Source organism: Comamonas brasiliensis (genome assembly GCF_018292285.1).
Lineage (GTDB): Bacteria > Pseudomonadota > Gammaproteobacteria > Burkholderiales > Burkholderiaceae_C > Comamonas > Comamonas brasiliensis.
In genome coordinates this window covers 662,522-686,963 of record NZ_JAANES010000001.1, presented here as the reverse complement: position 1 = coordinate 686,963, position 24,442 = coordinate 662,522, and the positions used below count along the sequence as shown (strand labels likewise).

Genomic DNA, 24,442 nt, shown 5'->3' with positions numbered 1-24,442 from the left:
TGAATATGCACTCCTCAACCGAATCCGCCAGCACCGGCGCTGCCCCCCTGCCCTATGCCGGCATCCGCGTGGTGGAATTCACCCATATGGTCATGGGCCCCAGCTGCGGCCTGATGCTGGCCGACCTGGGCGCCGAAGTCATCAAGGTCGAGCCCGTGGGCCACGGCCGCAATGGCGATGCCACGCGCAAGCTGCTGGGCTCGGGCTCGGGTTTTTTCCCGCTGTTCAACCGCAACAAGAAAAGCCTGACGCTGGATCTGCAGACCCCTGAGGGCAAGGAAGCCGCGCTGCGACTGATCGCCACGGCCGATGTGGTGACCGAGAACTTCAAACCCGGCACCATGAAGAAGCTGGGCCTGGACTACGAAAGCCTCAAGCAGCAGTTTCCACGTCTCATCTATGTGAGCCACAAGGGCTTTCTACCCGGCCCCTACGAACACCGCACGGCCCTGGACGAGGTGGTGCAGATGATGGGGGGCCTTGCCTATATGACGGGCCGCCCCGGCGACCCGCTGCGCGCGGGCACCAGCGTCAACGACATCATGGGCGGCATGTTCGGTGCCATGGGAGCCATGGCGGCCCTGGCCCAGCGCGAAAAGACTGGCAAGGGCCAGGAAGTGCAAAGCGCACTGTTCGAGAACAATGTCTTCCTGATCGCCCAGCACATGATGCAGTACGCGGTGACTGGCAAGCCCGCAGCCCCCATGCCCGCGCGCATCTCGGCCTGGGCGATCTACGACGTGTTCGAAGTCCAGGGCGGCGAGCAGATCTTTCTGGCCGTGGTCAGCGACGGCGCATGGCGCGAGTTCTGCGATGCCTTCGGCCTGGCCCAGTTGCGTGACGATCCGCGCCTGGGCAGCAACAACGACCGCGTGCAGGCCCGCAGCTGGCTGATGCCGCTGCTGCGCGAAACCATGGCCGGATACAGTGCAGCGCATATCGCCCAGGTCTTCGAGGACAAGGGCCTGCCGTTTGCGCCCATCGCCCGTCCGCACGACCTGCTCGAAGACCCGCACCTGAACGCCACCGGTGCGCTGGCCCCCATCACCTTGCCCGACGGCCGCGACAGCAAGACCGTGCTGCTGCCGCTGACCCTGGACGGCAAGCATCTGCAGGTGCGTCTCTCGCCACCCAAGCTCGGCGAGCACAGCCTGGAGATTCTGACCGCCCTGGGCTACAGCCAGGATCAGGCCCGGGCACTGGCACAGGGCCTGCCCGACTGAGCGACCCCGCGGGGCCACGGCCCCGCTTTCTTCAGCACACCCCAGAACAGGGCGCCCATGCACGCCCTGCGGGGATTCCTTACCCCCAATTTCCAGCCATCAGGAGACAAAACCATGAAACACAGCTCTTTCCTCCATTGCGCAGCACGACCGGCAAACCGCCGCCAGGCCATTGCAGCCTGCGCGCTGATGGCCGTGGCGGTTGCCAGCGGCAGCGCCCAGCCCGGGGAATGGCCCGCCAAGTCGATCCGTATGGTCGTACCCTTCACGCCTGGCGGCGGCACCGACACGGTGACACGCCAGATCAGCGAGCGCATGGCGACCGCGAATCGCTGGATCATCGTGGTGGACAACAAGCCCGGTGCGGGCGGCAATATCGGCCTTGATGCCGTCGCCAAGGCACCGGCCGACGGTTATACCTTCGGCATGGGACAGACCGCCAATCTGGCCATCAATCCCTCGCTGCTGCCCAGCATGCCGTTCAATGCCAAGACCGATCTGCTTCCCGTGGCGCTGGTGGCCTCGCAGCCCGTGGTGCTGGTCGTGCCCGCCGATTCGCCCTGGAAATCGCTGCAGGACCTGATTGCCGCGGCCAAGGCCCAGCCCGGCGCCATCAAGCAAGGCCTGGCGTCCACGGGCACCGTGGGTCATCTGGCGGGGGAAATGCTTTCCTACAAGGCCAAGATCGATGTGCTCAACGTGCCTTACAAAGGCGCCGCGCCGGCCGTGACCGATCTGCTGGGCAAGCAGACCCACTATATGTTCGGCACGCCCCAGGCGGTCTACCCCATGATCAAGGGCCAGCGCCTGCGCGCACTGGCGGTGACCTCGGCCAAGCGTCTAGCCATCCTGCCCCAGGTCCCCACCGTGGCCGAGTCCGGCTTTCCCGGTTTTGAAGCCGTGGACTGGAAGCTGATCGTGGCCCCCAGGAACACGCCTGCCGCGCTGGCGCAGAAGATCAATGCCGCAGTGAACACCGGGCTGCAGGACCCCGCCGTGCTCAAGCAGTTGCAGTCCGAAGGCAGCACGCCCATGGGCGGCAGCCTGCAGGACGCCCAGGCCTATCTGCAAAAGGAGCAGGCCAGCTGGGCCGCGCTGATCCGCGACGCGAAGATCACACTGGAATGACGCTATTCAATTAAAAGCAGCTTCCGCTTGCCTCATCTTGCTTTCCATATGAACAGGCCTTGAAAACAAGTGATACAAAGCGGTAGCTGCTACATTTTTGGTGGATACAGCCACCGTGACCCCAGCCTCTGCCAGAACAGTACGGCCAGGCCGGCGCCGAAGGTGTTGGCCAGCGCATCCAGCCATTCAGCGCCGCGCGTGACAGTCAGAAACGACTGCAGGCCCTCTATCAGGCCGCCATAGGCCGCGCACAGCCCCACCACGCATGCGGCCTGCGCCAGCGTCCAGGCCCGACCCACACTGCGCGCACGCAGCGCTGCCGCCCACCACAGCAGCGTGGCCAGCACGCCGTGCAGACTCGCGTGCACCAGCTTGTCCGCATACGCCATTCCATTCAGAAACGGGAACAGCCTCAGGATCAGGCCGCCGCTGGCGCCGGTTTCATTGAGGCAGCCCCACAGCACGAACAGCGCCCAGGCCAGGCTGCAGGCGGCCGGAACCCGCCACAGGCGCTGGTCTGCAGCAGTCATCGACAGTGGTGAACGCATGACCTCTTTCATATCCGGCATGAAAAAGCCCGGCATGCAGAGCACCCCGGGCTTTTTCTTGGCACAGCGATTCGCGTCAACGAATCATCGCTGCGTCACAGCGTGCGACCAAACGGTCCGGCATCGCCCACCTGCACCGGCTTCTTGCCCTTGCGGGCCGGCTTGGCGGCGGTTCCGGCCACGCGCACGTCCATGTCGGCAGGCGTAGAAGCCTTGGCCTTGGGCGAAGCCTTGCCCGTCTTGGCGGCGGGCTTTGCTGCAGGCTTGGCTACGGCCTTGGCCGCCGTCTTCGCCGCGGGCTTGGCTGCCGCCTTGACCGCACCGGACTTGGCTGCAGGCTTCTTGGCCGCAGGGGCCTTCTTGGCGGGCAAGGACTTGGTCTCCGCGACGCAGTCGGCGTAATAGCGGATCTCGCCGTTTTCGTCTTCCAGCTCCACCAGACCGTGGATATCGGTCTCGAAGCCCGGGCACTCCTTGGCGAACTCGCGCGCGAACACCAGGTAGTCCACGATCTTCTTGTTGAAGACTTCACCGGGGATCAGCAGCGGAATTCCGGGCGGGTAAGGCGTGACCAGACCCACGGTGGTGCGGCCGACCAGATGGTCGATTTCCACACGCTCGGTCTTGCGCTGCGCGATATGCGCATAGGCATCCGAGGGCTTCATCGTGGGCTTGAGATCCGACAGATACATCTCGGTCGTCAGGCGTGCGATATCGTACTTGGCGTACAGCTCGTGCACGTGCTGGCACAGGTCCTTGAGGCCCATGCGCTCGTAGCGGCGGTGCTGCTGGCAGAACTCGGGCAGGATGCGCGCCAGAGGCTGGTTGCGGTCGTAATCGTCCTTGAACTGCTGCAGCGCCGTCAGCATGGTGTTCCAGCGGCCCTTGGTGATGCCGATGGTGAACATGATGAAGAAGGAGTAAAGACCCGTCTTCTCGACCACCACGCCGTGTTCGGCCAGGTATTTGGTGACGATGGACGCGGGAATGCCGGTGTCGGCAAAGTCGCCGTCCAGGTCCAGGCCGGGCGTGACGATGGTGGACTTGATGGGGTCCAGCATGTTGAAGCCATCGGCCAGATCGCCAAAGCCGTGCCAGTTGTCGAACTCCTTGCCGTTCTTCTTGGAGCGGGTCTTGGTCGATGCATCCGTGCCGCGGATGATCCAGTCCTGGGCCGTGCCCACGCCTTCCTCGGCCAGGGCTTCAGGGCCCCAGACCTCGAACCACCAGTCGTCGTCACCGAACTCGTCCTCCACCTTGCGCATGGCTCGGCGGAAGTCCAGCGCCTCGACAATCGACTCTTCCACCAGGGCCGTGCCGCCGGGCGGCTCCATCATGGCGGCAGCCACGTCGCAGCTGGCGATGATGCTGTACTGGGGGCTGGTCGAGGTGTGCATCAGATACGCCTCGTTGAACAGCGGGTGGTCCAGCTTCTCGGTCTGGCTGTCCTGCACCAGCACATGCGAGGCCTGGCTGATGCCGGCGAGCAGCTTGTGGATGGACTGGGTGGCATAGACCACCGAGTGCACCGGACGCTTGCGCTTCTTGCCCATGGCGTGATAGCTGCCATAGAAGGGGTGGAAGGCGGCGTGGGGCAGCCAGGCCTCATCAAAGTGCAGATTGGCCACATATCCGTCCAGCATGCCCTTGATGGTCTCTGTGTTGTAGAGCACGCCGTCGTAGGTGGACTGCGTCAGCGTCAGCACGCGGGGCTTGACGGCCTTGGCGTCCACGCCCTTGAGCAAGGGGTTGGCGGCAATCTTGGCCTGGATGGACTCGACCGAGAACTCGCTCTGCGGAATCGGTCCGATGATGCCGAAGTGATTGCGCGTCGGCTTGAGGAACACCGGAATCGCACCGGTCATGATGATCGAGTGCAGGATGGACTTGTGGCAGTTGCGGTCCACCACCACCACGTCGCCGGGTGCCACGGTGTGGTGCCAGACGATCTTGTTGGAGGTCGATGTGCCATTGGTCACAAAGTAGCAGTGATCGGCATTGAAGATACGTGCCGCATTGCGCTCGGACTCGCCGATGGCGCCGTTGTGGTCCAGCAGCTGGCCCAGCTCTTCCACGGCATTGCAGACGTCGGCGCGCAGCATGTTCTCACCGTAGAACTGGTGATACATCTGGCCCACGGGGCTCTTCAGAAAGGCCACGCCACCCGAGTGACCGGGGCAGTGCCAGCTGTAGGAGCCGTCTTCGGCGTAGTCCAGCAGTGCCTTGAAGAACGGCGGCTGCACGCTCTCCAGATAGCTCTTGGCTTCACGGATGATGTGCTTGGCCACGAACTCGGGCGTGTCCTCGAACATGTGAATGAAGCCATGCAGCTCACGCAGAATGTCGTTGGGCAAGTGACGGCTGGTCTTGGTCTCGCCGTAGATATAGATGGGCACTTCCTCATTCTTGCGGCGCACTTCACCGATGAAGTCGCGCAGGCTGTGAATGATGGGGTCCTTGTCGCCGCCGAGCTGGAATTCCTCGTCGTCGATCGACAAAATAAAGGCACTGGCCCGGCTTTGCTGCTGTGCGAACTGCGACAGGTCGCCATAGCTGGTCACGCCCAGGACTTCAAAGCCCTCTTCTTCAATGGCTTGAGCCAGGGCGCGAATGCCCAGTCCCGAGGTGTTCTCGGAACGGTAGTCCTCGTCGATGATGACGATGGGAAAGCGAAACTTCATGAACAGCCTCCGTACCAATCAGGCCTAAAAAACGAAACAGCCGCGAAGTGTAAGGAATATCCTTATTGCGGCTTTGAAACAGGCTGTTTTTAACCCAGAATGTGGTGCACTAAATACAGGCCTTAAGAGGAGCTCAGGTATGGATCACTCCACCGCGTGGTGGTTGCTTGCAGGTTTGCTGGTCATTGCGGAGCTGTTGACCGGCACTTTCTATCTCCTCATGCTGGCCCTTGGCGCCATTGCCGGTGCGCTTTGCGCCCATTTCGGCATGGGCACCAACAGCCAGATCGTCACTGCGGCGCTGCTGGGCTCGGGCGCCGTCCTCGTCTGCTATCTGCTGCGCAAGCGCAGCCCGCGCCGACAGCCCGCCTCCAGCAATCGCGATGTCAACATGGATGTGGGTGAAACCGTGGTGGTGGAGCAGTGGAACACCGACGGCACGGCCCAGGTCCGCTATCGAGGAGCCACCTGGACCGTCATGGGACGCCAGGGCGCGCTGCCCATTCCCGGCCCCCACCGCGTGGCCGAAGTCATCGGCAACCGGCTGCTGGTTGACAAGATCTGATCACCGCCCAGCCCCGGCATGGTTATGCTGGGCGCTGGAACGCCTCGCTCTCTTTCTTCACATCAACGCCCCACAAGGGCTGGAGACAATATGGATTACGCAGTCCCTCTCGCCATCGCCATCATTGCCGTCATCTTCATCGTCCGCTCGATCAAGGTGGTTCCCCAGCAGCATGCATGGGTCAAGGAGCGTCTGGGCAAATATGCAGGCACGCTCACGCCCGGCCTGAACTTTCTGATCCCGTTCGTGGACCGCATCGCCTACAAGCACAGCCTCAAGGAAATTCCGCTGGACGTGCCCAGCCAGGTCTGCATCACGCGCGACAACACGCAGCTGACCGTGGACGGCATTCTCTACTTCCAGGTCACCGACCCCATGCGCGCCAGCTACGGATCGTCCAACTACATCATGGCCGTCACCCAGCTCGCCCAGACCTCGCTGCGCAGCGTGATCGGCAAGCTGGAGCTGGACAAGACCTTCGAGGAACGCGACATGATCAACGCCCAGGTCGTCAATGCCATCGACGAAGCCGCGCTGAACTGGGGCGTGAAGGTGCTGCGCTACGAGATCAAGGATCTGACACCGCCCGCTGAAATTCTGCGCGCCATGCAGGCCCAGATCACGGCCGAGCGTGAAAAGCGTGCCCTGATCGCCGCCTCCGAAGGCCGCCGCCAGGAGCAGATCAATATCGCCACCGGCGAGCGCGAGGCCTTCATCGCCCGCTCCGAAGGCGAAAAGCAGGCTGCCATCAACAAGGCACAGGGCGAGGCCGCAGCCATCACCACCGTGGCCGAAGCCACCGGACAGGCGCTGGAGCGCGTGGCCACGGCCATCCGCCAGCCCGGCGGCGAGCAGGCGGTGCAGCTCAAGGTGGCTGAAAGCGCCGTGGAGGCCTACAGCAAGGTGGCCGCAGACTCCAACACCACCCTGGTCATTCCTGCAAACATGACCGAAGTCTCCGGCCTGATTGCCTCCGCCATGAAGATGGTGCAGGTGGGCAAGAACGCCTGACCGCCTCGCTTGATGCGCCGTGCAGAAAAGAACTTTCTGCACTTTCATTTTGAGGTCGAAATTTCTGGTTAGAATAGCGGCTTCATCACACGGAGCGGTGGATGAGTGGTTTAAGTCGCACGCCTGGAAAGCGTGTGTGGGTTAATAGCCCACCGCGGGTTCGAATCCCGCCTGCTCCGCCAGATTTTAGAATCAAGTCGACCACACTTGGTTTTTTTACTTCAGCAATGAAGTATTTTTGGGATCGCTGTGGAGCGGTGGATGAGTGGTTTAAGTCGCACGCCTGGAAAGCGTGTGTGGGTTAATAGCCCACCGCGGGTTCGAATCCCGCCTGCTCCGCCAAATGACAAAAGGCCTTGAAGCAATTCAAGGCCTTTTTTCTTTTTGGCGTATTCGACCGTGAATGCGATTTGAATTCACGGTACGGCAATAGCCTCTTGCATATCCTGCCCGGCACCGGCCAATGCCAGGGGCCTGAATCGTAAAAGTCGAGCCCGGCCATTTTCGGGCCGGCTTGAAAAACGCAGCGCACGATCTGCCTGCCAGCAAGGCCCCGAGAACCGGGCTGCGTCCCGGGCTTTCACGGGCCAGGGCATCTGCAGGCCGGATCCAGGGTTCGCCTTGAACCAGGCGCTCAGAACCTGCCGCGCAGCGTCAGCATCACATTGCGCGGCTCGCCATAGTAGTTGGAGCCATAGGCCGCCCAGACACGCTGGTAATACACCTTGTCAAAGACATTGTTGACGGTCAGCGTTGCATCCAGATGCTTGTTGAAGCGGTAGCCGATCTGCAGTGCAGCCGTGGTCACCGGCCCCTGCGAGAACTTCACATCGCCATTGAGGCGGTACATGCGGCTGGTGCTGCGCATACCGCCACCCAGGCTGAAGCCCTCCAGGGCACCCGGACCAAACTCATAGCGTGTCCACAGGTTGAAGCTGTGGCGCGGAGCGATGAAGGTATAGAGCTGGGCCTTCTCGTCCGGCGTTCCTTCCAGGGTTTTGGTCTGCGTGTACGCATACCCGACAGCCAGATTCCAGCCCGCCGCGATGCGGCCATTGATTTCGGCTTCCACGCCCTGGCTTCGCATCTTGCCTGCGGCAACCGAAAACAGCGGGTTTGCCGGATCGGTCATCGCACGATTGGTGTCTTCCATGCGGAAAATCGCCGCACGGGCATTGAGCTGCTTGTTCAGCCACTCACCCTTTACACCTGCTTCGTATTGCTGGCCCACGCGTGGACGCAATGTCATGCCGTCGGCATCGCTGGCGGTCTGCGGCGCAAAAATGCGGGTGTAGCTGGCATAGGCAGAAAGCTGCTCGCTCAGATCGAACACGACACCCGCATAAGGCGTGAACTTGCCGCTGATGCGCGTATTGGTTTCGGAGAACTGGTTGAAATAGGCGTTGCGATTGACGGCATGGTTGTCCCACCAGGTCATGCGCCCACCCATGCTCAGCAACACACCGCTGGCCGGGCGCAGATTGACCCGCCCATACAGCCCGTACTGCTCCGTGCGGTTGTCATTGCCATTGGAGAAACTGTAGTTCGTCGGTTTGGGAACGTTGTTGTCAGGATCGAAGATGTTGATCGGAGCACCATCGCCGCCGCCGTACTTGAAGCTCTTGTGCACCTTGCGATAGTCTGCTCCCAGCGTCAGCTCGTTGTTGGATGAACCCAGAGCGGCGAACGGCGTGCTGATGAAACCGTCCAGGCCATGCGTCTTCCAGTGGCTGCGGTAAGCCCAGCTGATGAGGCAGCTGTCGCCGCTGGCGGGGTCCGCTGCGCAGTCCGACCAGCCGAACAGCCGCGAGGGCTCGTCCTGCTCGCGGTAGCTGGCGTTGAGCTTGATCTGCCCGCCGTTGTCCAGGCGATGCTGCAGTTCTGCGAAGTACTCGGTATTGCGTTCGGTGATGTGGTTCCAGATGGGATCCAGATAGCTGGAGCGAGGTATGTCCAGCAGGCGTCCTTCCGGATAGGCCGGCAGCCCGAATGCGGGACGTCCCTTGTATTGCTGATGGCTGGCTCCGGCGGTGAGCGTGCTCGATGGCGTGAGATCGGCCTCCAGCACGCCATAGATCAGCGGCTTCCTGGAATACACATGATCCACAAAGGAGCCCTGATCCTGGTAGGCCGTGACAAGACGCCCGCGTATGCGTCCATCACTGCTCAGAGGCCCCGTCATGTCCGCCTCTGCGTAATAGCGGCTCCACGAACCGGCCGACAGCTGGGTGCTGAACTCCTTGTGCGCCTTTGGGCGCTTGCGCACCAGATTGATCGAGCCGCCAGGATCGCCGGCGCCCTGGAACAGTCCGGCAGGGCCGCGCAGGACTTCGATACGGTCGTACATGGCCATGCCGAATCCGCTCGAAAGATCATTGCCTGTGCTGGCCGGGTTGTTGATGCCGTCCACCTGCACGGTATCCACCGCGTAGCCGCGCAGATAGAAATTGCCATGATTGCCTCCGGTGCTGCCGGGCTCCACGGTGACGCCGGGCACGGTGCGCATGGCGTCATCGAGACTCTGGATATTCTGGTCCTCAAGCATCTGACGCGTCACGACGGAAACCGACTGCGGAATTTCGCGCAGACTCTGCGCGCTCTTGCCGATGGTGACCAGCTGTGCCGCATAGGAGCCCGTGCCTTCCGAGAAGGTAGACACCTCGGCCGGCGCAGTCACCAGCACTTCCGCCAGGCTGGGGGCCGTGCCGGCCGCCACAGGAGCCGCAGTGCTCTTGCGCAGGATGAAAACGCCAGGCTGGGCCTGGACAGCCTCTAGCCCTGTGCCGCGCAACAGCTGAGCAAAGCCCTCTGCGACCGCGAACCTGCCATGCAGACCTGCAGTCTGAAGTTCCCCGGAAAGTGCAGAGTCCGCAGACAGCGTCACCCCCGACTCGCCCGCAAAACGCGCCAGGGCCTGGCTCAATGGCCCCCGAGGCAGGCTGTACTCTCGCCGCTCCGACTCACCCGCAAAGCTCTGGCCAGACTGGGCCTGAACGCCGCCGGCAGCGGCCATGCCCAGCAGCAGTATCAGCCCGGCTTGCACGGCACTCTGTTTGAATCCCTGGCCGCCAACGGACAGGATGGACGAGGAAAGTAGCGAAGTCTGCCCGCAAAAATGCTGCGCAATGGCCATGGAGTAACCCTTCTGAAAAACGCCGATAAATGTGTTGTCTTTCTTGTATGACCGGCGTCCCGCCAAAAGGGGACATGGAAGCGGAATAAATCGAGTGCCTCAGCGTGGCACGATGGTCACCCAGTAGCGCGAGCGCTGCAGAACCCTGATGGGCAAGGAGGCCGCCAGCGCCGCCAGTGCCTGGTCCGTATCACGCAGCTGAAAGGCTCCGCTCACCGGCAGGGCTGCCACCGCCGGATCGCAGCGCACAATGCCCGGACGGTAGCGCGAGAGCTCGGCAGCAAAGACACCTAACGCCGTCTTTTCCGCATAGAGCACCCCTGCCGTCCAGCCATCGGCGGCAAGGCCGGCGGCTTCGGGCGCGTCCACATGCTCTGCACTCATATGCGCCTGCTGCCCCACATTGATGCGCACCGCCGCGCCGCCGTTGGCGGGGATCAGTTCCACCGCCCCCTGTTGAACCGCAACCAGGGAGCTTCGATCCGTCGGCGCAGATGGTGGATCGATACGCACGGTAAAGCGCGTTCCCAGCGCGCGTGCCGTTCCTTGCGCCGTCTGGACCAGAAACGGCCGCTGCGCGGCATCGGCAGCAGTCTGTACCCAGATGGCGCCCGCACGCAGGATCAGGCGGCGCTCCGACGATGTGAACACCATGTCGACGGCACTGCCGGTGTCCAGCTGCATTCTGCTGCCGTCGGCCAGCGTCGACTCACGGCGCTCGCCCGTGTGGGTACGCATATCCGCCGACCATTCATGCCAGGGCGCAAGACGCCAGGCCCCATAGCTGACGGGCCCTGCCACGATCACAGTCGCCAGCAGCCGCGTGACGGCACGCCGCTGCGACCGGTTCGCATCGCGCAGGGCCGTCGCGCTCAGCACACCCAGCGTCTTGCCGGCCCGGCTTGCATTCAACTGGCCGAGCACCCGTTCGGCGCGCTGCCAGGCGACTTCATGGCGCGGGTCAGAGTTGCGCCATTGCATGAGTTCTGCCTGCAGCGTCGCATCGCCTTCATCGGCGTGCAGCCGCACCAGCCACTGCGCTGCCTGCCGCGCTGCGCTTGGATCGATAGCCAGGGTCGGGGACGGTGAAGCGGACATGCTCAGGCCACCAGCAAGATGCACTGCTCGAAGGCCTGCGCCATATAGCGCTTGACGGTGCGGACCGTGACATCCAGGCGCTGCGCCACCTGCGCGTAAGTCAGGCCATCGAGTTGAGACAGCAAGAACGCCTCACGCACCTTGGGTGGCAGGCCGTTGAGCATGGCATCGATCTGATGCAATGCCTCCAGCACAAGCAACTGCTGCTCGGGCGAAGGTGCCAGGGGCTCCGGCAGCTGGGCCATCGCGTCCAGCCATGCCTGTTCCAGCGACAACCGCTGCACATGATTGATGAGCAGATTGCGCGCAACCGTGGTCAGATAGGCTCGCGGCTCGCGCAATACCAGCGCGCGCTGCTCGGCCTGGGCCGCCAGCACTCTCACAAAAGTATCTTGTGCCAGATCCGCGGCATGATCCGCCCCGCCTAGCTTGCGCCTCAGCCATCCAAGAAGCCAGGGGTGATGCTCTCCATAGATCGCGGCCATGTCGGTCAAGGAGTGGGATGGGTATGACAAGATACAACAGCTTACTTATTTTGATAATGAGAATTATTATCGATCTATAAGCAAGCTGAAATAGCTGTGGTTTTTCCGGGACGCTCTGCCTGGCAGCCATCTCCGGCTCACGGGGTAGACCCTGTCCACCGAGGTTCGGGGCGGCACCCGATGCGCCGCCCCTGGGTGCACTCAGCTCTGAGCCCCCTGCTGCGACTGCCAGCCTCCGCCCAGGGCCTTGAACAGCGTGGCCAGGGCCATTTGCCGCTGCGTACTGACCTCGATCAGAGCCATTTGCTGCGCAAAGTCCGTGCGCTGTGCATCCAGATAACGCAGATGGCTGTCCAGCCCGGCGCGATAGCGCAACTCGGCGAGCTTGAGCGTATTCGCGCTGGTCTGCACCAGCCGCTGGCGGGCCAGCTCCTCGCGCCTCAGGGTCTCGACGGAGGCCAGCGCGTCGCTGACTTCACGAAACGCCGTCTGGATGCTGCGCTCGTAACTGGCTATCGCCATGTCCTTGCGCAGCTGCGCGATCTCCAGATTGGCGCGATTGCGGCCGCCATCAAAAATCGGCAGGTTGAGCTGCGGCATGAAGGACCAGGAGCGCTGGCCACCGGCAAACAGATCGGAGAGCTCGGCACTGGCCGAGCCGTAGGAGCCCGTGAGCGAAATGCGAGGAAAGAATGCGGCCCGCGCAGCGCCGATGCTCGCATTGCGCGAACGCAGCTGGTATTCGGCTGCACGGATGTCCGGGCGCTGTTCCAGCAGATCAGACGGCATGCCGGCACCAATCTCCTGCACCAGGGGAGCGGCGCTCAGATCCGCTGCCGCCTGGACCGAGCCATCGCCCACCAGCCAGTCCAGCGCGTTTGCCGCCTGGCGCAGCTCGCGTGACAAGCGCTCGACTTCGGCGCGCGCTTGTTCGAGCTGGCCTTGAGCCTCCTGCTCGTCCAAGCGGCTGGCCGTGCCGGTCTTTCTGCGCTCGCTTATCAACTGCCACTCCTTCTCGCGCGCCTGCAAGGTGCGCAGTGCCAGGACCTGGCGCTGCCGCGCACTGTCGTGCGCCAGCGAGGCCTGGATCACTTCGGCGACCAGACTGATCTGCACGCTGCGTGCGGCCTCTTCGGTAGCCAGGTATTCCATCAGCGCAGCCTCGGACAGCGAGCTCACACGGCCGAAGAGATCAAGCTCGAAAGCCATCAACCCGACGCCAGCCTGATAGTTGCTCTGCACCCTGGCCGCTCCTGTGCCGCTCAGGTCGGCAGGCAGGCGCTGGCGGTTGCCACTGGCCTGCGCTTCCAGACCGGGCAGCTGGTCCGCACGCTGCACGCGATAGGCCGCGCGTGCTGTCTGCACATTGAGTAGCGTCTGGCGCAGATCGCGGTTGTTGGCCAGCGCTGTTTCGATACGTGAGCGCAGCCGCTCATCGATCACGAAATCCTTCCAGTGCAAACTCTGCGCCGATGCAAGTGTGGCTCCCGGGGCCGCACTCCAGCTGCCAGGGATGGGCGCAGCAGGCCTGTCGTAGGTCGGTGCAAAAGAGCAGCCTGCCAGTGCCGCGGTGATCAGCGTCAGCGCCGCCCTGCGCATGGTTTCATGCCGGTTCATGCGGTTTCTCCTTCGGAGTCTGTGTTTTTGTCCTGGTCCTGGTCCTGGGCGCGGCGCTTGCGCCGCAGCGAGAGCACGAAGACAAAGAAGATGGGCACGAACAGCACGCCCAGCAAGGTCGCGCTGAGCATGCCGCCGATCACGCCGACACCGATGGCGGCCTGGCTGGAGGCACCCGCGCCGGTGGCAAGCGCCAGCGGCACCACCCCCAGGATGAAGGCCAGCGAAGTCATCACGATGGGGCGAAAGCGCAAACGGGCTGCCTGCAATGCGGCCTCCGTCAACGAATGGCCGCGCTCATGCAGGTCCTTGGCAAACTCCACGATCAGGATGGCGTTCTTGGCCGCTAGGCCGATGATGGTGATCAGACCGACCTTGAAGTACACGTCGTTCGAGAGACCCAGCGCCGAAGTGGCCAGCACCGAGCCCAGCGCGCCTATGGGCACGATCAGCATCACGGCTGCGGGAATGCTCCAGCTTTCGTACAGGGCCACGAGCAGCAGGAACACCACCACGATGGCCAGTGCGAACAGCTTGGGGGCCTGTGCGCCAGCGGCCTTTTCCTGATAGGACAGCGCCGTCCACTCGTAACCTATACCGCGCGGCATCTCGCCCAGAATGCGCTCGAGCTCGGCCATGGCCTCACCCGTGGTGTGGCCGGGCTTGGCGTCGCCCGCGATTCGGAAGGCCGGATAGCCGTTGTAGCGCGAGATCTGCACCGGCCCCTGCTCCCACTCCACGCTGGCAAACGAGGCCAGCGGCACCTGCTCGCCCTGGGCATTGGGCACATACAGGCGCAGCAGGGCTTCGGGCGTCATGCGCGCGGCCGTGTCGGCCTGCACCACCACACGCTGCAGGCGCCCGGCATTCGGAAACTCGTTGATCACGGCCGAGCCATAGGCCGTGGACAGCACGGCACTGATGCTCGCGAAGCTCACGCCCTGGGCCTGGGCCTTGCGCCGGTCTATGTCCAGGCGCAGCTGCGGCGCATCTTCGAGGTTTTCCATCATCGCGTAGGCGATCACCGGCGAGGCATTGGCCTTCTTCAGCAGTTCGTCGCGCGCGGCAACCAGGGCCTCGCGGCCCAGACTGGCGCGATCCTGAAGACGCAGCGCAAAGCCGCCGGAATTGCCCAGGCCGTCGATGGGTGGCGGTTCCACCGCCATGGCCGCACCATCGGACAGACTGCCGAAGCGCTGATTGAAGGCCTGAACCTCGTCCCACGACGCCTGACCCTTGCCGCGCAAGGACCAGTCCTTGAGCGTGACGAAGGCCATGGCCGCGTTCTGCCCCATGCCCGAAAAGCTGTAGCCCATCAGGAACTCGGCCTGGGCCGTCGCGGGGCGGCTTTGCACATAGGCTTCCATGTCGCGCACCACGGCCTCGGTGCGTGCTTCGGTCGCACCAGGGGGCAATTGCACGCTGACGATGTAGTAGCCCATGTCTTCATAAGGCACAAAGGACTCGGGCATGCGCGTGTAGGCAAAGCCCAGTCCGCCCACGATGGCCGCATAGATCAGCATATAGCGGCCCGTGCGCCTGACCAGACGCTGGTTGAGCAGCGAAAAGCGCTCGGTCAGCTTGGCAAAGTGGCGGTTGAACCAGCCGAAGAGACCTTTCTTCTCCTCGTGATGATCCTCGGCAACAGGCTTGAGCAGCGTGGCGCACAGTGCCGGCGTGAATGTCAGCGCCAGCAGGCCCGAGAACAGGATGGAGACCGCCAGCGACAGCGAGAACTGACGGTAGATCACGCCCACCGAGCCGCTCATGAAGGCCAGAGGCAGGAACACGGCCACCAGCACCAGCGTGATGCCGACGATGGCCCCCGAGACCTGCTGCATGGCCTTCACCGTGGCAGCCAGCGGCGAGAGGCCCTCCTCGGCCATGAGACGCTCCACGTTCTCCACCACCACGATGGCATCGTCGACCAGAATGCCGATGGCCAGAACCATGCCGAACATGGTCATCATATTGACCGAGAAGCCCAGCGCATACATCACCGCCAGGGTGCCGGCCAGACACACCGGGACCACGATGGTGGGAATCAGCGTATAGCGCAGGTTCTGCAGGAACAGCCACATCACCAGGAACACCAGCACCACGGCCTCGACCAGGGTCTGGATCACCTTGCCGATGGCGACTTCGACAAAGCGCGAGGTGTCATAGGGCACGGCGTACTGAATATCGTCCGGGAAGTTCTGCGACAGTTCGGCTAGCCTCGCCTTGACCGCCTTGGCGGTCTGCATAGCATTGGCACCAGGTGCCAGTTGCACGGCGGCCGCCACTCCTTTGTGGCCGTCCTCGCGCGAGGCGAAGCTGTAATCGAGCTGGCCGACTTCGAGACGCGCCACATCGGCCAGGTGCACGGCCGAGCCATCGGCCCTGGCCTGCAACACGATCTGGCCGAACTCCTCGGGCGAACTCAGCGTGCCCTTGACGGCAATCGTGGCGCTGAGCTCCTGCTCGGACGATCCGGGCTGGCTGCCGAAGCTGCCTGCCGGCACCTGGGCGTTCTGCGCGGCAATGGCCGCATTCACGTCCGCCACCGACAGGCCGTAGCCCAGCAGCTTCTGCGGATCGACCCAGACCCGCATGGCGACATCGGCGCCGAAGTACTGCACCTTGCCCACGCCGGGCACGCGGCGGATCTCGTTGTTGATGTTGCGCACCGCATAGTCGGAGAGACGGACCTCGTTCTTGCCGCTGTCGTCGCCCTTGTAGGTCAGCGAATAGATCAGCAGGAAGTTGGCGCTGGCCTGCTCGACCTGCAGGCCCATCTGCATCACCGAGGCGGGCAGCCTGGCCTCGGCCTTCTTGATGCGGTTCTGCACCTCGACCTGGGCCAGTGCGGGATCGGTGCCCGGCGCGAAGGTAGCGGTGATTTCGGCTAGGCCCGTAGCGCCGCTGGACGAGTCGAAGTACAGCAGCCCCTTGGTGCCGTTGAGTTCCTCCTCGATGACGCTGGTCACCGATTCCATCACCGTGGTGGCTGACGCCCCCGGATAGGTTGCCGAGATGGAGATCTGCGGCGGCGCCACATTGGGAAACTGCGCCACAGGCAAGGCCGGGATCGCCAGCAGGCCGGCCAGCAGGATGAAGATCGCAACCACCCAGGCCAGCTTGGGGCGATCAATAAAAAACCGGGACATCATCTATCCTTGAATAAGGCTTGTCTTTTTTAGCATTCAGCGCTTTCAGAATCAGCGCATATTGCTCATTTTTTTGAAGTAGCTTCGGCGTCTTTGACGACGCCAGCTTCAGCTGCAGCGGCCGCCCGGATCTGCACCTTGGTGCCGGGCACGGCCGCCGCAAGGCCTCCGACCACCACCCTGGCGTTTTCCTTGAGGCCCTCGGTGATATGCCAGTCGGAGCCGTACATGGCACCGGTGCTCACCTTCTGGGACTGCACCATGTTCTGCTCGTCGAGCACCAGCACATGGGCCAATCCGTCGGCGCCGCGCTGCACCGCGCGCTGAGGCACGAGAATGGCCGCAGGATCCTCGCCCAGGCCCAGGGTCACGCGCACATACATGCCTGGCAGCAGCAAGCCATCCTGGTTGGGGAACTCACCGCGCAGCGCCAGCTGGCCGGTACCGCGATCCACCGTCACATCCGAGAACAGCATCCGTCCCTGGCGTTTCTGATCCAGACCATCAGCCACCAGCGTCACCGGAGTGTTGCGTGGAGACTGGCCCTGCAGCTGCTGGGCACGCCAGCGCGTGGCCAACGCGGCAGGCTGGCGAAAATCGGCGAAGACGGGGTCCAGCTGCTGGATCACCGCCATCGCTGTCGCTTCCCCCTGGCCAACCAGGGCACCTTCGGTCACCAGGGCACGGCCGATGCGGCCGGCGATCGGAGCTTTCACCGTCGCATACTCCAGGTTCAGGCGTGCCGCCTCCACTTCGGCCTGGGCCGATTGACGCGTGGCCATGGCACTGTGCAGCGTGGCCTTGGCGCTGTCGAAATCCTGGCGGCTCACGGCTTCCTGCGCCACCAACGGTTCGTAACGGCGCACCACGGACTGCGCTTCCGACAGCGCAGCCTCGGCTCGCGCCAGCTCGCCCCGAGCCCGCGACAGCGCAGCGCGCAGCGGCGCCGGGTCGATGCTGAACAGCACCTCGCCAGCCTTCACATCGGCGCCCTCCTTGAAATGGCGGCTCAGCACGATACCCGGCACACGCGCACGCACTTCGGCCACGCGCACAGGCTCGATCCGCCCGGGCAGTTCAGCGCTGAGGCTCAGCGCCCTGGGCTTGACGGTCACCACATCCACCTGCGGCAGCTCCTGGGGCTGGCCACCCGCTTCCGACTGGATGCAACCGCTCAACATCATTGCGGCCGCCAATGCGGCCAGGGCCGGCCAGGCACGCACATTCTGGCTTTTCGTCTTCATGGCTTTTGAGTCTTGTCAAATCTTGAAAGACGCGCATGATGCACGAAAAAGTTTTTTGAATCAAATTTGATTCATTAAGACTTATATTGATTCTTGATATTTTGCTGGCGTGTAAAGTTGCCAGCTCTTACTTTTAGACTCGCTGGTTGAATCAAAATAGGTTCATCCGTATCCGCCCCAACCGGAGCTACGAATGACAACAGCCCCCCACGACAACACAGCAATCCTCCCCCCATTGGCCCTGGCCCTGGTCAACCACCCACGCGCCACCTTGCAGGAGCTGGCCAAGGCCATTGGCATCAGCAAGGCCACGCTCTACCGTTTCTGCCCCACGCGCGATCTGCTGATCAAGCGCCTGCTGGAGCAAAGCCTGCGCACGCTGGACGAAGCACTGGACGAAGCCCGCATCGAGGAAGGCCCGGTGCTCGAGGCCCTCAAGCGCCTCAATGCCAAGCATCTCGAACACCGCGAATTCACGCTGTTTCTGACCTATTACTGGAACGAGGTCGAAAAGCCCATGGAGGAAAATGCGATCTGGGAGCCCAAGGTTGACGCTTTCTTCCTGCGCGGCCAGCAGGAAGGCGTGTTCCGCATCGATTTCAGCGCGGCAACATTGACCGAGCTTTGGCTGGGAACCGTGATCGCGCTGATCGACGGCGAGCGCCGCGGCCGCATCCCCCGCGCTCCGCTGGCGCAGCTTGCAGAGCAGGCGTTTTTGCAGGGCGTCATGCGCCAGGACGCGCCAGCGCCCCTCTGAATGCAGAGCTTGCGGGCCGCCATGCCTGCCTGCCGCTGCAGCGCGGTCATACTCGGCCAGTGCAGCGTGCAGCCCATTCGTTTTCACAACCCAGAGCAGTCTTGCCATGATCAGCCACCTTGACCACCTGGTACTCACCACGGCCAACGAAGCCCAATGCATACACTTCTACACCGAAGTCCTGGGCATGCGGCTAGAGTCCTTCATCGGCGGCAACCCGCCCGTGGAGCGCAAGGCCTTTGTCTTCGGCCAGCAGAAGATCAATCTGCATGTGAAGGGGCGCGAGTTCGAACCCAAGGCCCACACTCCTGTGCCCGGTGCCCTGGATCTGTGCTTTCTGGCCTCGGTGCCGCTGAACGAGGTCATCGCGCATCTGCAGCAGTTGTCGATTCCCATCGCCGAAGGCCCTGTGATGCGCACCGGTGCCACATCGAAGATCCGCTCCATCTATGTGCGTGACCCCGACCTGAACCTCATCGAGATCTCGGAACCGGCCTAGCCGTGCTCGCGCTGGCAAGCCGGGGCCCGCGAAACGGCCCCGCTTGTCGGTTTAGAGCTGTGCCAAGGCCTTTTTGGCCGGTGCATGGCCTTGGGCGGCAGCACGCTGCAACCATTCACGCGCGAGCCTGGTGTTTTTTTTCACACCCTGACCATCCCGGTACAAGGTGCCCAAGGCATATTGGGCCGGGGCATCCTGCTGCTCGGCGGCCAGACGGTACCACTTGAGCGCCTGCGCCATGCTCTTGCCCACACCATCGCCGCTCTCGTACAGAGTGCCCAGGTTGTACTGGGCCTTTGCATAGCCTTGCTCGGCTGCCATGGCGAACCATTTGGCAGCCTCGGCATAGTTGGGCTTGTCGAAACCCTTGCCCAGGTACTGGAAGACGCCAACGTTGTACTGGGCCAGGACATTGCCTTTGAGCGCCGAGTTCAGGTTTTCCATGTATTCCATGGACTGCACAAACGAACCGGCTTCGGCAGATGCCGCGGAAAGCTGCTGCAGGCGCTCGGCGGCGGCCGCATGCTGGTATTTCAGCGCCTGTGTGTAATAGGCGATCGCTTCCTTATCGTTGCGATACTCGCCCTCGCCCTGCTCGAACAGGCGGCCCAGTTCATAGTAGGCCTCGCCCGAGCCGCGTATGGCTACAGCATGCAGGAGCAGCACGGCTCGCTTGTAGTCGGGGGCCACGCCCTGGCCTTCGAAGCAAATCTTACCCAGCAGCAATTGGGCTTTTTGCACGCCTTTGTCTGCCAGCGGGGTCAGCCATTTCGCGGCTTCGGCATGGTTCTTCTCTACGCCTTCGCCAAGGTAGTACATCTCGGCAACCGTGAACTGCGCGAGCACATCGGCTTGCTGCGCCGCCATCAGATACCAGCGAAACGAAGCCTGCAGATCCTGGGCAACCAACTCGCCTTTGCGGTAGACAAAGCCCAGGCTATTTTGTGCTGTTGCAGAGCCCTGTTGCGCGGCGCGCTCCAGCCATGCGACACCTGTTGGGGCATCCTTCTCAACCGCTTCGCCTTTCAGATAGATCGTACCCAGCAGGTTCTGCGCATCGAGATTGCCAGCGTTTGCAGCCTGATGAATGCGTGCCAGGCCTGCCTCAGGATCTTTCTTCACGCCTTCGGCACCCAGCACATAGACCAGGCCCAGCAGATACTGGGACGGCGCATGCTGCTGATCGGCGGCCAGCCTCAGCCAGCGCAAGGCATCGTCGGCATTCTTTTCCACACCCTTGCCGTAAAGATAGGCTTTGCCCAACTCGTACTGTGCCGCGACATCGCCGGTCTTTGCCGAGTTGACCGTGTCGCTGGGCTGGGCCTGGGCACAACCCCAGACCGAGAGCCAAGCCGAGAGCACCAAAGCACCAGACCATCTCGCAAGCATTGCTTCTCCTGTTCGCAAAAAGAGGCGAGTATATAGAAGCAATGCCTTATCCACCAAGCGCAGACAGCTATCAAAAACATATCAACCCATCTCAACACGGAGACGGCTTCCGATGCAGCTCGCGCTTGAATGAAGGCACCGGGCCGCCTGGCGACGGCCAAGCGCCTCTTTGGCTCAGGCAGTCATGGGCGTGCAGAGCTCCACCACACAGCCATCGGGGCAACGCAGATAGGACACCACCTGGCCCCAGGGCTTGGCTGTCGGTGCGGCCATCTCGGCAGCGCCGGCGCTCAGCGCGTTCCGATGGGCCTGCTCGACATCTTCCGTGACCAGCGCGATTTCGAAGCCCAATGGCTTGGCGGAGCTGTGCGCTTCGACATGGCCTCCCGGAAAATTCAGCCCACCCAGCTCATGGGCGGCAAATGCCAGCGTCGTCTGCCCGGTCTCGAGCTCGCCGTAGGTTCCGGATTCATGCAGAAAACGCCGCTGCATGCCGAATGCGCGGGTAAAGAAGTCCAGAGATGCCGGGACATCGGGGACATAGACGATTGTGTAGCCCAGTTTCATGAAACACCTTCTCAAAGCTCGAGCGAATTGGAACGTTGAACGCGCGCCTGTTTGCCGTTCAGCGCCGTCATCCTACTCAGCAAAACGACGAAGGCCTTGAAATGATTCAAGGCCTTCGTGACTGTCTGCCGGATTCAAGCCGTCATCTACAGCCCCATGCCCAGAATCGAGTTATCGGCATGCAGCTCGCTGCCGCTCATGACGCTGGACTCGTCGCTGGCCAGAAACAGCACCAGCTGTGCGATACGCTCAGGCATATAGGCACGTCCCCCGCGATTGCGCTCGGCATCATGCAAGACCATTTCCTGACTCACACCCTTGGGCAGCGAAGCCTGCATCATGGGCGTATAGATGCCATCGGGGTGGATGGAGTTGACGCGAATCGCATAGCCTTGCTTGCGGCAGTTCAGCGCAGCAGCGCGCGTCAACGCGGACACGGCAGCCTTGCTGGCGCTGTAGCCCGCATATTGCTCCACGGGCAGCCAGCTCGATACCGAAGCCATGTTGATGATGGAGCCACCGGCCTGCTTCATCGCCGCAATGCCCTGCTGGCAGCCGATGAAGACCGACTCGGTGTTGATCCTGAGCAGGCGGCTGAAATCCTCCAGACGCCCGGATTCCATGTCGCCCGGCAGCAGGATGCCGGCGTTGTTGACCAGCACATCGAGCCTGCCCAGACACTGCTGCACCGCCGCCATCACAAGCTTCCAGTCCGTCTCGCTGCTCACGTCATGACGGACGAACATGGCGTGCTCGCCCAGCTCCGCCGCCAGTTGCAGACCTGCCGCTTCATTGATATCGCTGAATGCGACCTTGGCACCTTCGGCAAGAAGCAGCTTCACCACTTCCAGCCCCACGCCGCTGGCGCCACCAGTGACCAGGGCCACCTTGCCCTGCAAACGATTTGTCATGCTCCGTCTCCTCTTGATTTTTTCTCGGCCCTGAACAGGGCATTGCCACTGCCACACAAAAAGGAGGCGCAAGCGCCTCCTAGCCTGGCCGGCAGACAGCCCGCAGCCACACCAATGTGCACCCCAGGCTGTTTGCCGGATTCATGTTCATCAGTTGCCGGCGTTACGCGCCGCCTCGGGCGTGAACATGGCTGCGGTCATATTGCCCTTGTTCAGCACAGGGCCCTGGGGGCGCTCCTGGAACAGGTTGTAGGCCGCATAGCCGCCGGAGTTCAGGTCGTGATAGAAGCTGGTGCCCGCGTGCCAGATTCTGGCGTCGAAGGCGTAGTAATGGTTGACCACCGCCTGCAGCCACAGCTGACCGCGAGCATCGTAGTAATCGCTCATCAGCGCCTGACCGGTATCCTCATCAAGGAACAGTACGCGCTTGCCGAACATGTGGCGATAGCCGTCCTTGAGTGAAGCCTCCAGTACCCAGACACGGCGCAACTCGTAGCGCATGTAGTCGGGGTTTTCATGGCCGGGTTTGAGCAGGTCGGCATACTTCACGCTGCTGCCGTGAATCTTGTAGGCATTGGCCGGCACATAGACTTCCTTCTTGCCCAGCGACTTCCAGTGGTAGCGCTCGGGCGAGCCGTTGAACAGGCGGTCGGAGTCAATGGTCAGCTTGCCACCGGTGCCCGACAGAGGCTGATCGAAACCGTATTCAGGAATCTGGCGAACCCGGCGCGTGCCGGGGTCGTAACTCCAGCCCAGGCGCTTTTCCTTGCCAAATTCAACCGGCTCGGACACCACGCTGACGCCGCCTTTCTCGCGCTCGGGCAGTCTGACCGCATTCATGCCCTGGGACATGGGGCTGCTCAGTGGCTGCCCCGCATTGGCCGGATCGTTGACCTGGCTGAAAGCGCGGTTGTCGGCCCGGCCCCAGACGATGCTGCCATCGGCCAGCACATTGGCGTTGTCACGCAGCGTATGTTCGGTAAAGGCACGTGATGGCAGCAGATTGTTGAAGGCCAGCTCCAGACCACTGCGGGGAAACGGAAAGGGCAGCGCGCCCTTGACCGCCCCCGTGGTGCCCTGGCCGTCGGCATTCATCACGGCCTCCTGGGCGTTCTTCCTGGCAGCCGCGCAGACGGCATCCGAGAAGCGAAAGTCGCGGTGCCCTTGATAGACCGGGATGCGATAGGTCCTGGGGTATTTGGCAAACATGGCCTTCTGGCCTTCTGTAAGGCGTTCGGCATGCTGGGCCAGATTCTCTGCCGTGATGGTGAACAAAGGCTTTTCACTGGCATAAGGGTCCACCGGATGCTGGCCCGCATGCGGGTTGTATTGAATGCCGGGTGGCGTGCCCAGCCATTTCCCGGTGAACTCCGGCACGCCGCTGGCCGTGCCCGCTTTTTCTCCGCCCGTGCATGTCAACGACTTGCCCAACCTTGCCAGTTCATCAGGCGTTGCCTTGGCCCAGACCGCCCCCACCAACAACGCGCCTGCAGCCAAGACCGCCAGCGAACGGGGCCCCACTCCTAACTTCATGCCTAGTCTCCTTGGATGCATTTCCATGCATCGACCTGTCATTGAACTTCTCTTGTCGTTCTTCTTTCTTGCCGACTCGCAATTGCGAAGCAACGAAATCATTGTTCGGCCGGAGACACTCAAGAGCATCGTCAATTGGGACTAGCGCAGGCAGGCCAGCGCAGCGGCCATAAAAAAAGCGGGCCGCAGGCCCGCTCTGGAACAGTATTTGAACGTTCAGCGCTTGATGCCGAACACTCCCAGCATCTGCTCTGTCTGCTTTTGCATCTGCTCCTGCATCTGGGTGAACATGTTCTGGGACTGCTCCATATAGCTGCCCATCAAACCCTGCATGGCCTGAGGCTGCATGCTCATGAACTGCTTCCAGGCTTCGGGATTCGCGCCCTGGGACTGGCCCGCCAGCTTGCTCTGGAAGTCCGTGAACATCTGCACGTTCTTTTCGATATAACTTCCCATGAAGCCCTGCATGGCATGGCCATAGAAGCGGATGATGTTGGCCAGCATCGCTTCGGAGAACATGGGTGCCCCACCGGCCTCCTCCTCCAGAATGATCTGCAACAGAATGGAACGCGTCAGGTCTTCATTGGTCTTGGCATCCCTGATGACCACCGGCTCGCTGTCCATGACCAGTTGCTTGACTTCGGCCAGTGTGATGTATGAAGAGGTATTGGTGTCGTACAGACGACGGTTGGGGTACTTCTTGATGATTCGCTGCTTCCCCGCCTGGACATCACCGTCTTTGCCCTCTTTGCTTTCTTGCATTGCAAGTCCTTTATGTTCTGGGGGTCTGCCCCGTCGTCAATTGAGCTATTGCAGTGCAACAGATTTTAGGCAGTGCGCAAGCCGTCCCGGCAAGCAGTAACCCTGACAAACAAGCTTGTCTGCGCTGCAACAAAGTCGCACC

Annotated in this window: 19 protein-coding genes and 2 tRNA genes; 8 read left to right on the top strand and 13 right to left on the bottom strand. The window is 62.4% G+C overall.

The window, feature by feature from the left end; all coding sequences use genetic code 11:
- The first annotated feature begins 5 nt into the window (after positions 1 to 5).
- On the top strand, positions 6 to 1,223 hold the full coding sequence (locus tag DJFAAGMI_RS03095) for a CaiB/BaiF CoA transferase family protein (protein WP_419095584.1): 1,218 nt from the start codon (positions 6 to 8) through the stop codon (positions 1,221 to 1,223).
- A 189-nt stretch (positions 1,224 to 1,412) separates the two neighbouring features.
- Positions 1,413 to 2,351 carry a Bug family tripartite tricarboxylate transporter substrate binding protein gene (locus tag DJFAAGMI_RS03090; RefSeq protein WP_419095602.1) on the top strand — a complete coding sequence of 313 codons (939 nt, stop codon included), beginning with the start codon at positions 1,413 to 1,415 and terminating at the stop codon, positions 2,349 to 2,351.
- 89 nt (positions 2,352 to 2,440) lie between these two features.
- Here the strand turns inward: DJFAAGMI_RS03090 and DJFAAGMI_RS03085 are convergent, their stop codons facing one another.
- Both DJFAAGMI_RS03085 and DJFAAGMI_RS03080 read right to left on the bottom strand, forming a co-directional pair.
- A complete protein-coding gene (locus DJFAAGMI_RS03085; protein WP_249333741.1) occupies positions 2,441 to 2,899 on the bottom strand; it encodes a VanZ family protein in 459 nt (152 codons plus the stop codon).
- A gap of 95 nt (positions 2,900 to 2,994) precedes the next feature.
- The gene (locus DJFAAGMI_RS03080; protein WP_211455889.1) at positions 2,995 to 5,580 is read right to left on the bottom strand and encodes an arginine/lysine/ornithine decarboxylase; all 2,586 of its coding nucleotides are present in this window, start codon (positions 5,578 to 5,580) and stop codon (positions 2,995 to 2,997) included.
- A gap of 139 nt (positions 5,581 to 5,719) precedes the next feature.
- Between DJFAAGMI_RS03080 and DJFAAGMI_RS03075 the strand changes: the two genes are divergently transcribed.
- From DJFAAGMI_RS03075 to DJFAAGMI_RS03060, 4 genes are all read left to right on the top strand, one after another.
- Positions 5,720 to 6,145 carry an NfeD family protein gene (locus DJFAAGMI_RS03075; RefSeq protein ID WP_167010338.1) on the top strand — a complete coding sequence of 142 codons (426 nt, stop codon included), beginning with the start codon at positions 5,720 to 5,722 and terminating at the stop codon, positions 6,143 to 6,145.
- Between the two features lie 90 nt (positions 6,146 to 6,235).
- Positions 6,236 to 7,156 carry an SPFH domain-containing protein gene (locus DJFAAGMI_RS03070; protein ID WP_003080523.1) on the top strand — a complete coding sequence of 307 codons (921 nt, stop codon included), beginning with the start codon at positions 6,236 to 6,238 and terminating at the stop codon, positions 7,154 to 7,156.
- Positions 7,157 to 7,247: 91 nt separating this feature from the next.
- Positions 7,248 to 7,338: transfer RNA gene (locus DJFAAGMI_RS03065), tRNA-Ser, on the top strand.
- Between the two features lie 69 nt (positions 7,339 to 7,407).
- Positions 7,408 to 7,498 (top strand) — tRNA-Ser (locus DJFAAGMI_RS03060).
- 292 nt (positions 7,499 to 7,790) lie between these two features.
- Here DJFAAGMI_RS03060 and DJFAAGMI_RS03055 read toward each other — a convergent pair.
- The 6 genes from DJFAAGMI_RS03055 to DJFAAGMI_RS03030 all read right to left on the bottom strand — a co-directional run bounded on the left by DJFAAGMI_RS03055 (position 7,791) and on the right by DJFAAGMI_RS03030 (position 17,882).
- Positions 7,791 to 10,289, bottom strand: a complete 2,499-nt coding sequence (locus DJFAAGMI_RS03055; protein WP_249333739.1) for a TonB-dependent siderophore receptor — start codon at positions 10,287 to 10,289, stop codon at positions 7,791 to 7,793.
- Between the two features lie 99 nt (positions 10,290 to 10,388).
- Complete coding sequence (locus DJFAAGMI_RS03050) at positions 10,389 to 11,387, bottom strand: FecR domain-containing protein (protein ID WP_211455888.1); 999 nt, start codon at positions 11,385 to 11,387, stop codon at positions 10,389 to 10,391.
- 2 nt (positions 11,388 to 11,389) lie between these two features.
- Entirely contained in the window at positions 11,390 to 11,872 is a 483-nt protein-coding gene (locus DJFAAGMI_RS03045; RefSeq protein ID WP_211456709.1) for a sigma-70 family RNA polymerase sigma factor, read from the bottom strand.
- Between the two features lie 201 nt (positions 11,873 to 12,073).
- Positions 12,074 to 13,489: an efflux transporter outer membrane subunit gene (locus tag DJFAAGMI_RS03040; RefSeq protein ID WP_249333737.1), complete on the bottom strand. Its 1,416-nt coding sequence runs from the start codon at positions 13,487 to 13,489 to the stop codon at positions 12,074 to 12,076.
- Entirely contained in the window at positions 13,486 to 16,638 is a 3,153-nt protein-coding gene (locus DJFAAGMI_RS03035; protein ID WP_211455887.1) for an efflux RND transporter permease subunit, read from the bottom strand. Before DJFAAGMI_RS03035 ends, DJFAAGMI_RS03040 begins: the two co-directional genes overlap by 4 nt.
- 65 nt (positions 16,639 to 16,703) lie before the next feature.
- Entirely contained in the window at positions 16,704 to 17,882 is a 1,179-nt protein-coding gene (locus DJFAAGMI_RS03030; protein WP_211455886.1) for an efflux RND transporter periplasmic adaptor subunit, read from the bottom strand.
- Between the two features lie 193 nt (positions 17,883 to 18,075).
- Here DJFAAGMI_RS03030 and DJFAAGMI_RS03025 point away from each other — a divergent pair, with 193 nt between their 5' ends.
- Together DJFAAGMI_RS03025 and DJFAAGMI_RS03020 are read left to right on the top strand one after the other, a co-directional pair.
- Positions 18,076 to 18,639, top strand: a complete 564-nt coding sequence (locus DJFAAGMI_RS03025; protein ID WP_211455885.1) for a TetR/AcrR family transcriptional regulator — start codon at positions 18,076 to 18,078, stop codon at positions 18,637 to 18,639.
- 106 nt (positions 18,640 to 18,745) lie between these two features.
- Positions 18,746 to 19,138 carry a VOC family protein gene (locus tag DJFAAGMI_RS03020; protein WP_211455884.1) on the top strand — a complete coding sequence of 131 codons (393 nt, stop codon included), beginning with the start codon at positions 18,746 to 18,748 and terminating at the stop codon, positions 19,136 to 19,138.
- A gap of 51 nt (positions 19,139 to 19,189) precedes the next feature.
- Here the strand turns inward: DJFAAGMI_RS03020 and DJFAAGMI_RS03015 are convergent, their stop codons facing one another.
- The 5 genes from DJFAAGMI_RS03015 to phaR form a co-directional block, all read right to left on the bottom strand.
- Complete coding sequence (locus DJFAAGMI_RS03015; protein ID WP_211455883.1) at positions 19,190 to 20,527, bottom strand: tetratricopeptide repeat protein; 1,338 nt, start codon at positions 20,525 to 20,527, stop codon at positions 19,190 to 19,192.
- A 174-nt stretch (positions 20,528 to 20,701) separates the two neighbouring features.
- Positions 20,702 to 21,094, bottom strand: a complete 393-nt coding sequence (locus DJFAAGMI_RS03010; RefSeq protein ID WP_043004464.1) for a VOC family protein — start codon at positions 21,092 to 21,094, stop codon at positions 20,702 to 20,704.
- A 146-nt stretch (positions 21,095 to 21,240) separates the two neighbouring features.
- Positions 21,241 to 22,005 (bottom strand): SDR family oxidoreductase, encoded by a 765-nt coding sequence (locus tag DJFAAGMI_RS03005; protein WP_211455882.1) that lies wholly within the window; start codon positions 22,003 to 22,005, stop codon positions 21,241 to 21,243.
- A 150-nt stretch (positions 22,006 to 22,155) separates the two neighbouring features.
- Complete coding sequence (locus DJFAAGMI_RS03000; RefSeq protein WP_211455881.1) at positions 22,156 to 23,538, bottom strand: DUF1329 domain-containing protein; 1,383 nt, start codon at positions 23,536 to 23,538, stop codon at positions 22,156 to 22,158.
- Positions 23,539 to 23,754: 216 nt separating this feature from the next.
- Complete coding sequence (phaR, locus tag DJFAAGMI_RS02995; RefSeq protein ID WP_003056399.1) at positions 23,755 to 24,300, bottom strand: polyhydroxyalkanoate synthesis repressor PhaR; 546 nt, start codon at positions 24,298 to 24,300, stop codon at positions 23,755 to 23,757.
- Positions 24,301 to 24,442 lie beyond the last annotated feature (142 nt).

Bases quoted from the DNA above. Each gene is read 5' to 3' on its own strand.
- DJFAAGMI_RS03095 (WP_419095584.1), top strand. From the start codon at position 6: ATGCACTCCTCAACCGAATCCGCCAGCACCGGCGCTGCCCCCCTGCCC.
- DJFAAGMI_RS03090 (WP_419095602.1), top strand. From the start codon at position 1,413: ATGGCCGTGGCGGTTGCCAGCGGCAGCGCCCAGCCCGGGGAATGGCCC.
- DJFAAGMI_RS03085 (WP_249333741.1), bottom strand. From the start codon at position 2,899: ATGCGTTCACCACTGTCGATGACTGCTGCAGACCAGCGCCTGTGGCGG.
- DJFAAGMI_RS03080 (WP_211455889.1), bottom strand. From the start codon at position 5,580: ATGAAGTTTCGCTTTCCCATCGTCATCATCGACGAGGACTACCGTTCC.
- DJFAAGMI_RS03075 (WP_167010338.1), top strand. From the start codon at position 5,720: ATGGATCACTCCACCGCGTGGTGGTTGCTTGCAGGTTTGCTGGTCATT.
- DJFAAGMI_RS03070 (WP_003080523.1), top strand. From the start codon at position 6,236: ATGGATTACGCAGTCCCTCTCGCCATCGCCATCATTGCCGTCATCTTC.
- DJFAAGMI_RS03055 (WP_249333739.1), bottom strand. From the start codon at position 10,289: ATGGCCATTGCGCAGCATTTTTGCGGGCAGACTTCGCTACTTTCCTCG.
- DJFAAGMI_RS03050 (WP_211455888.1), bottom strand. From the start codon at position 11,387: ATGTCCGCTTCACCGTCCCCGACCCTGGCTATCGATCCAAGCGCAGCG.
- DJFAAGMI_RS03045 (WP_211456709.1), bottom strand. From the start codon at position 11,872: ATGGCCGCGATCTATGGAGAGCATCACCCCTGGCTTCTTGGATGGCTG.
- DJFAAGMI_RS03040 (WP_249333737.1), bottom strand. From the start codon at position 13,489: ATGAACCGGCATGAAACCATGCGCAGGGCGGCGCTGACGCTGATCACC.
- DJFAAGMI_RS03035 (WP_211455887.1), bottom strand. From the start codon at position 16,638: ATGTCCCGGTTTTTTATTGATCGCCCCAAGCTGGCCTGGGTGGTTGCG.
- DJFAAGMI_RS03030 (WP_211455886.1), bottom strand. From the start codon at position 17,882: ATGAAGACGAAAAGCCAGAATGTGCGTGCCTGGCCGGCCCTGGCCGCA.
- DJFAAGMI_RS03025 (WP_211455885.1), top strand. From the start codon at position 18,076: ATGACAACAGCCCCCCACGACAACACAGCAATCCTCCCCCCATTGGCC.
- DJFAAGMI_RS03020 (WP_211455884.1), top strand. From the start codon at position 18,746: ATGATCAGCCACCTTGACCACCTGGTACTCACCACGGCCAACGAAGCC.
- DJFAAGMI_RS03015 (WP_211455883.1), bottom strand. From the start codon at position 20,527: ATGCTTGCGAGATGGTCTGGTGCTTTGGTGCTCTCGGCTTGGCTCTCG.
- DJFAAGMI_RS03010 (WP_043004464.1), bottom strand. From the start codon at position 21,094: ATGAAACTGGGCTACACAATCGTCTATGTCCCCGATGTCCCGGCATCT.
- DJFAAGMI_RS03005 (WP_211455882.1), bottom strand. From the start codon at position 22,005: ATGACAAATCGTTTGCAGGGCAAGGTGGCCCTGGTCACTGGTGGCGCC.
- DJFAAGMI_RS03000 (WP_211455881.1), bottom strand. From the start codon at position 23,538: ATGAAGTTAGGAGTGGGGCCCCGTTCGCTGGCGGTCTTGGCTGCAGGC.
- phaR (WP_003056399.1), bottom strand. From the start codon at position 24,300: ATGCAAGAAAGCAAAGAGGGCAAAGACGGTGATGTCCAGGCGGGGAAG.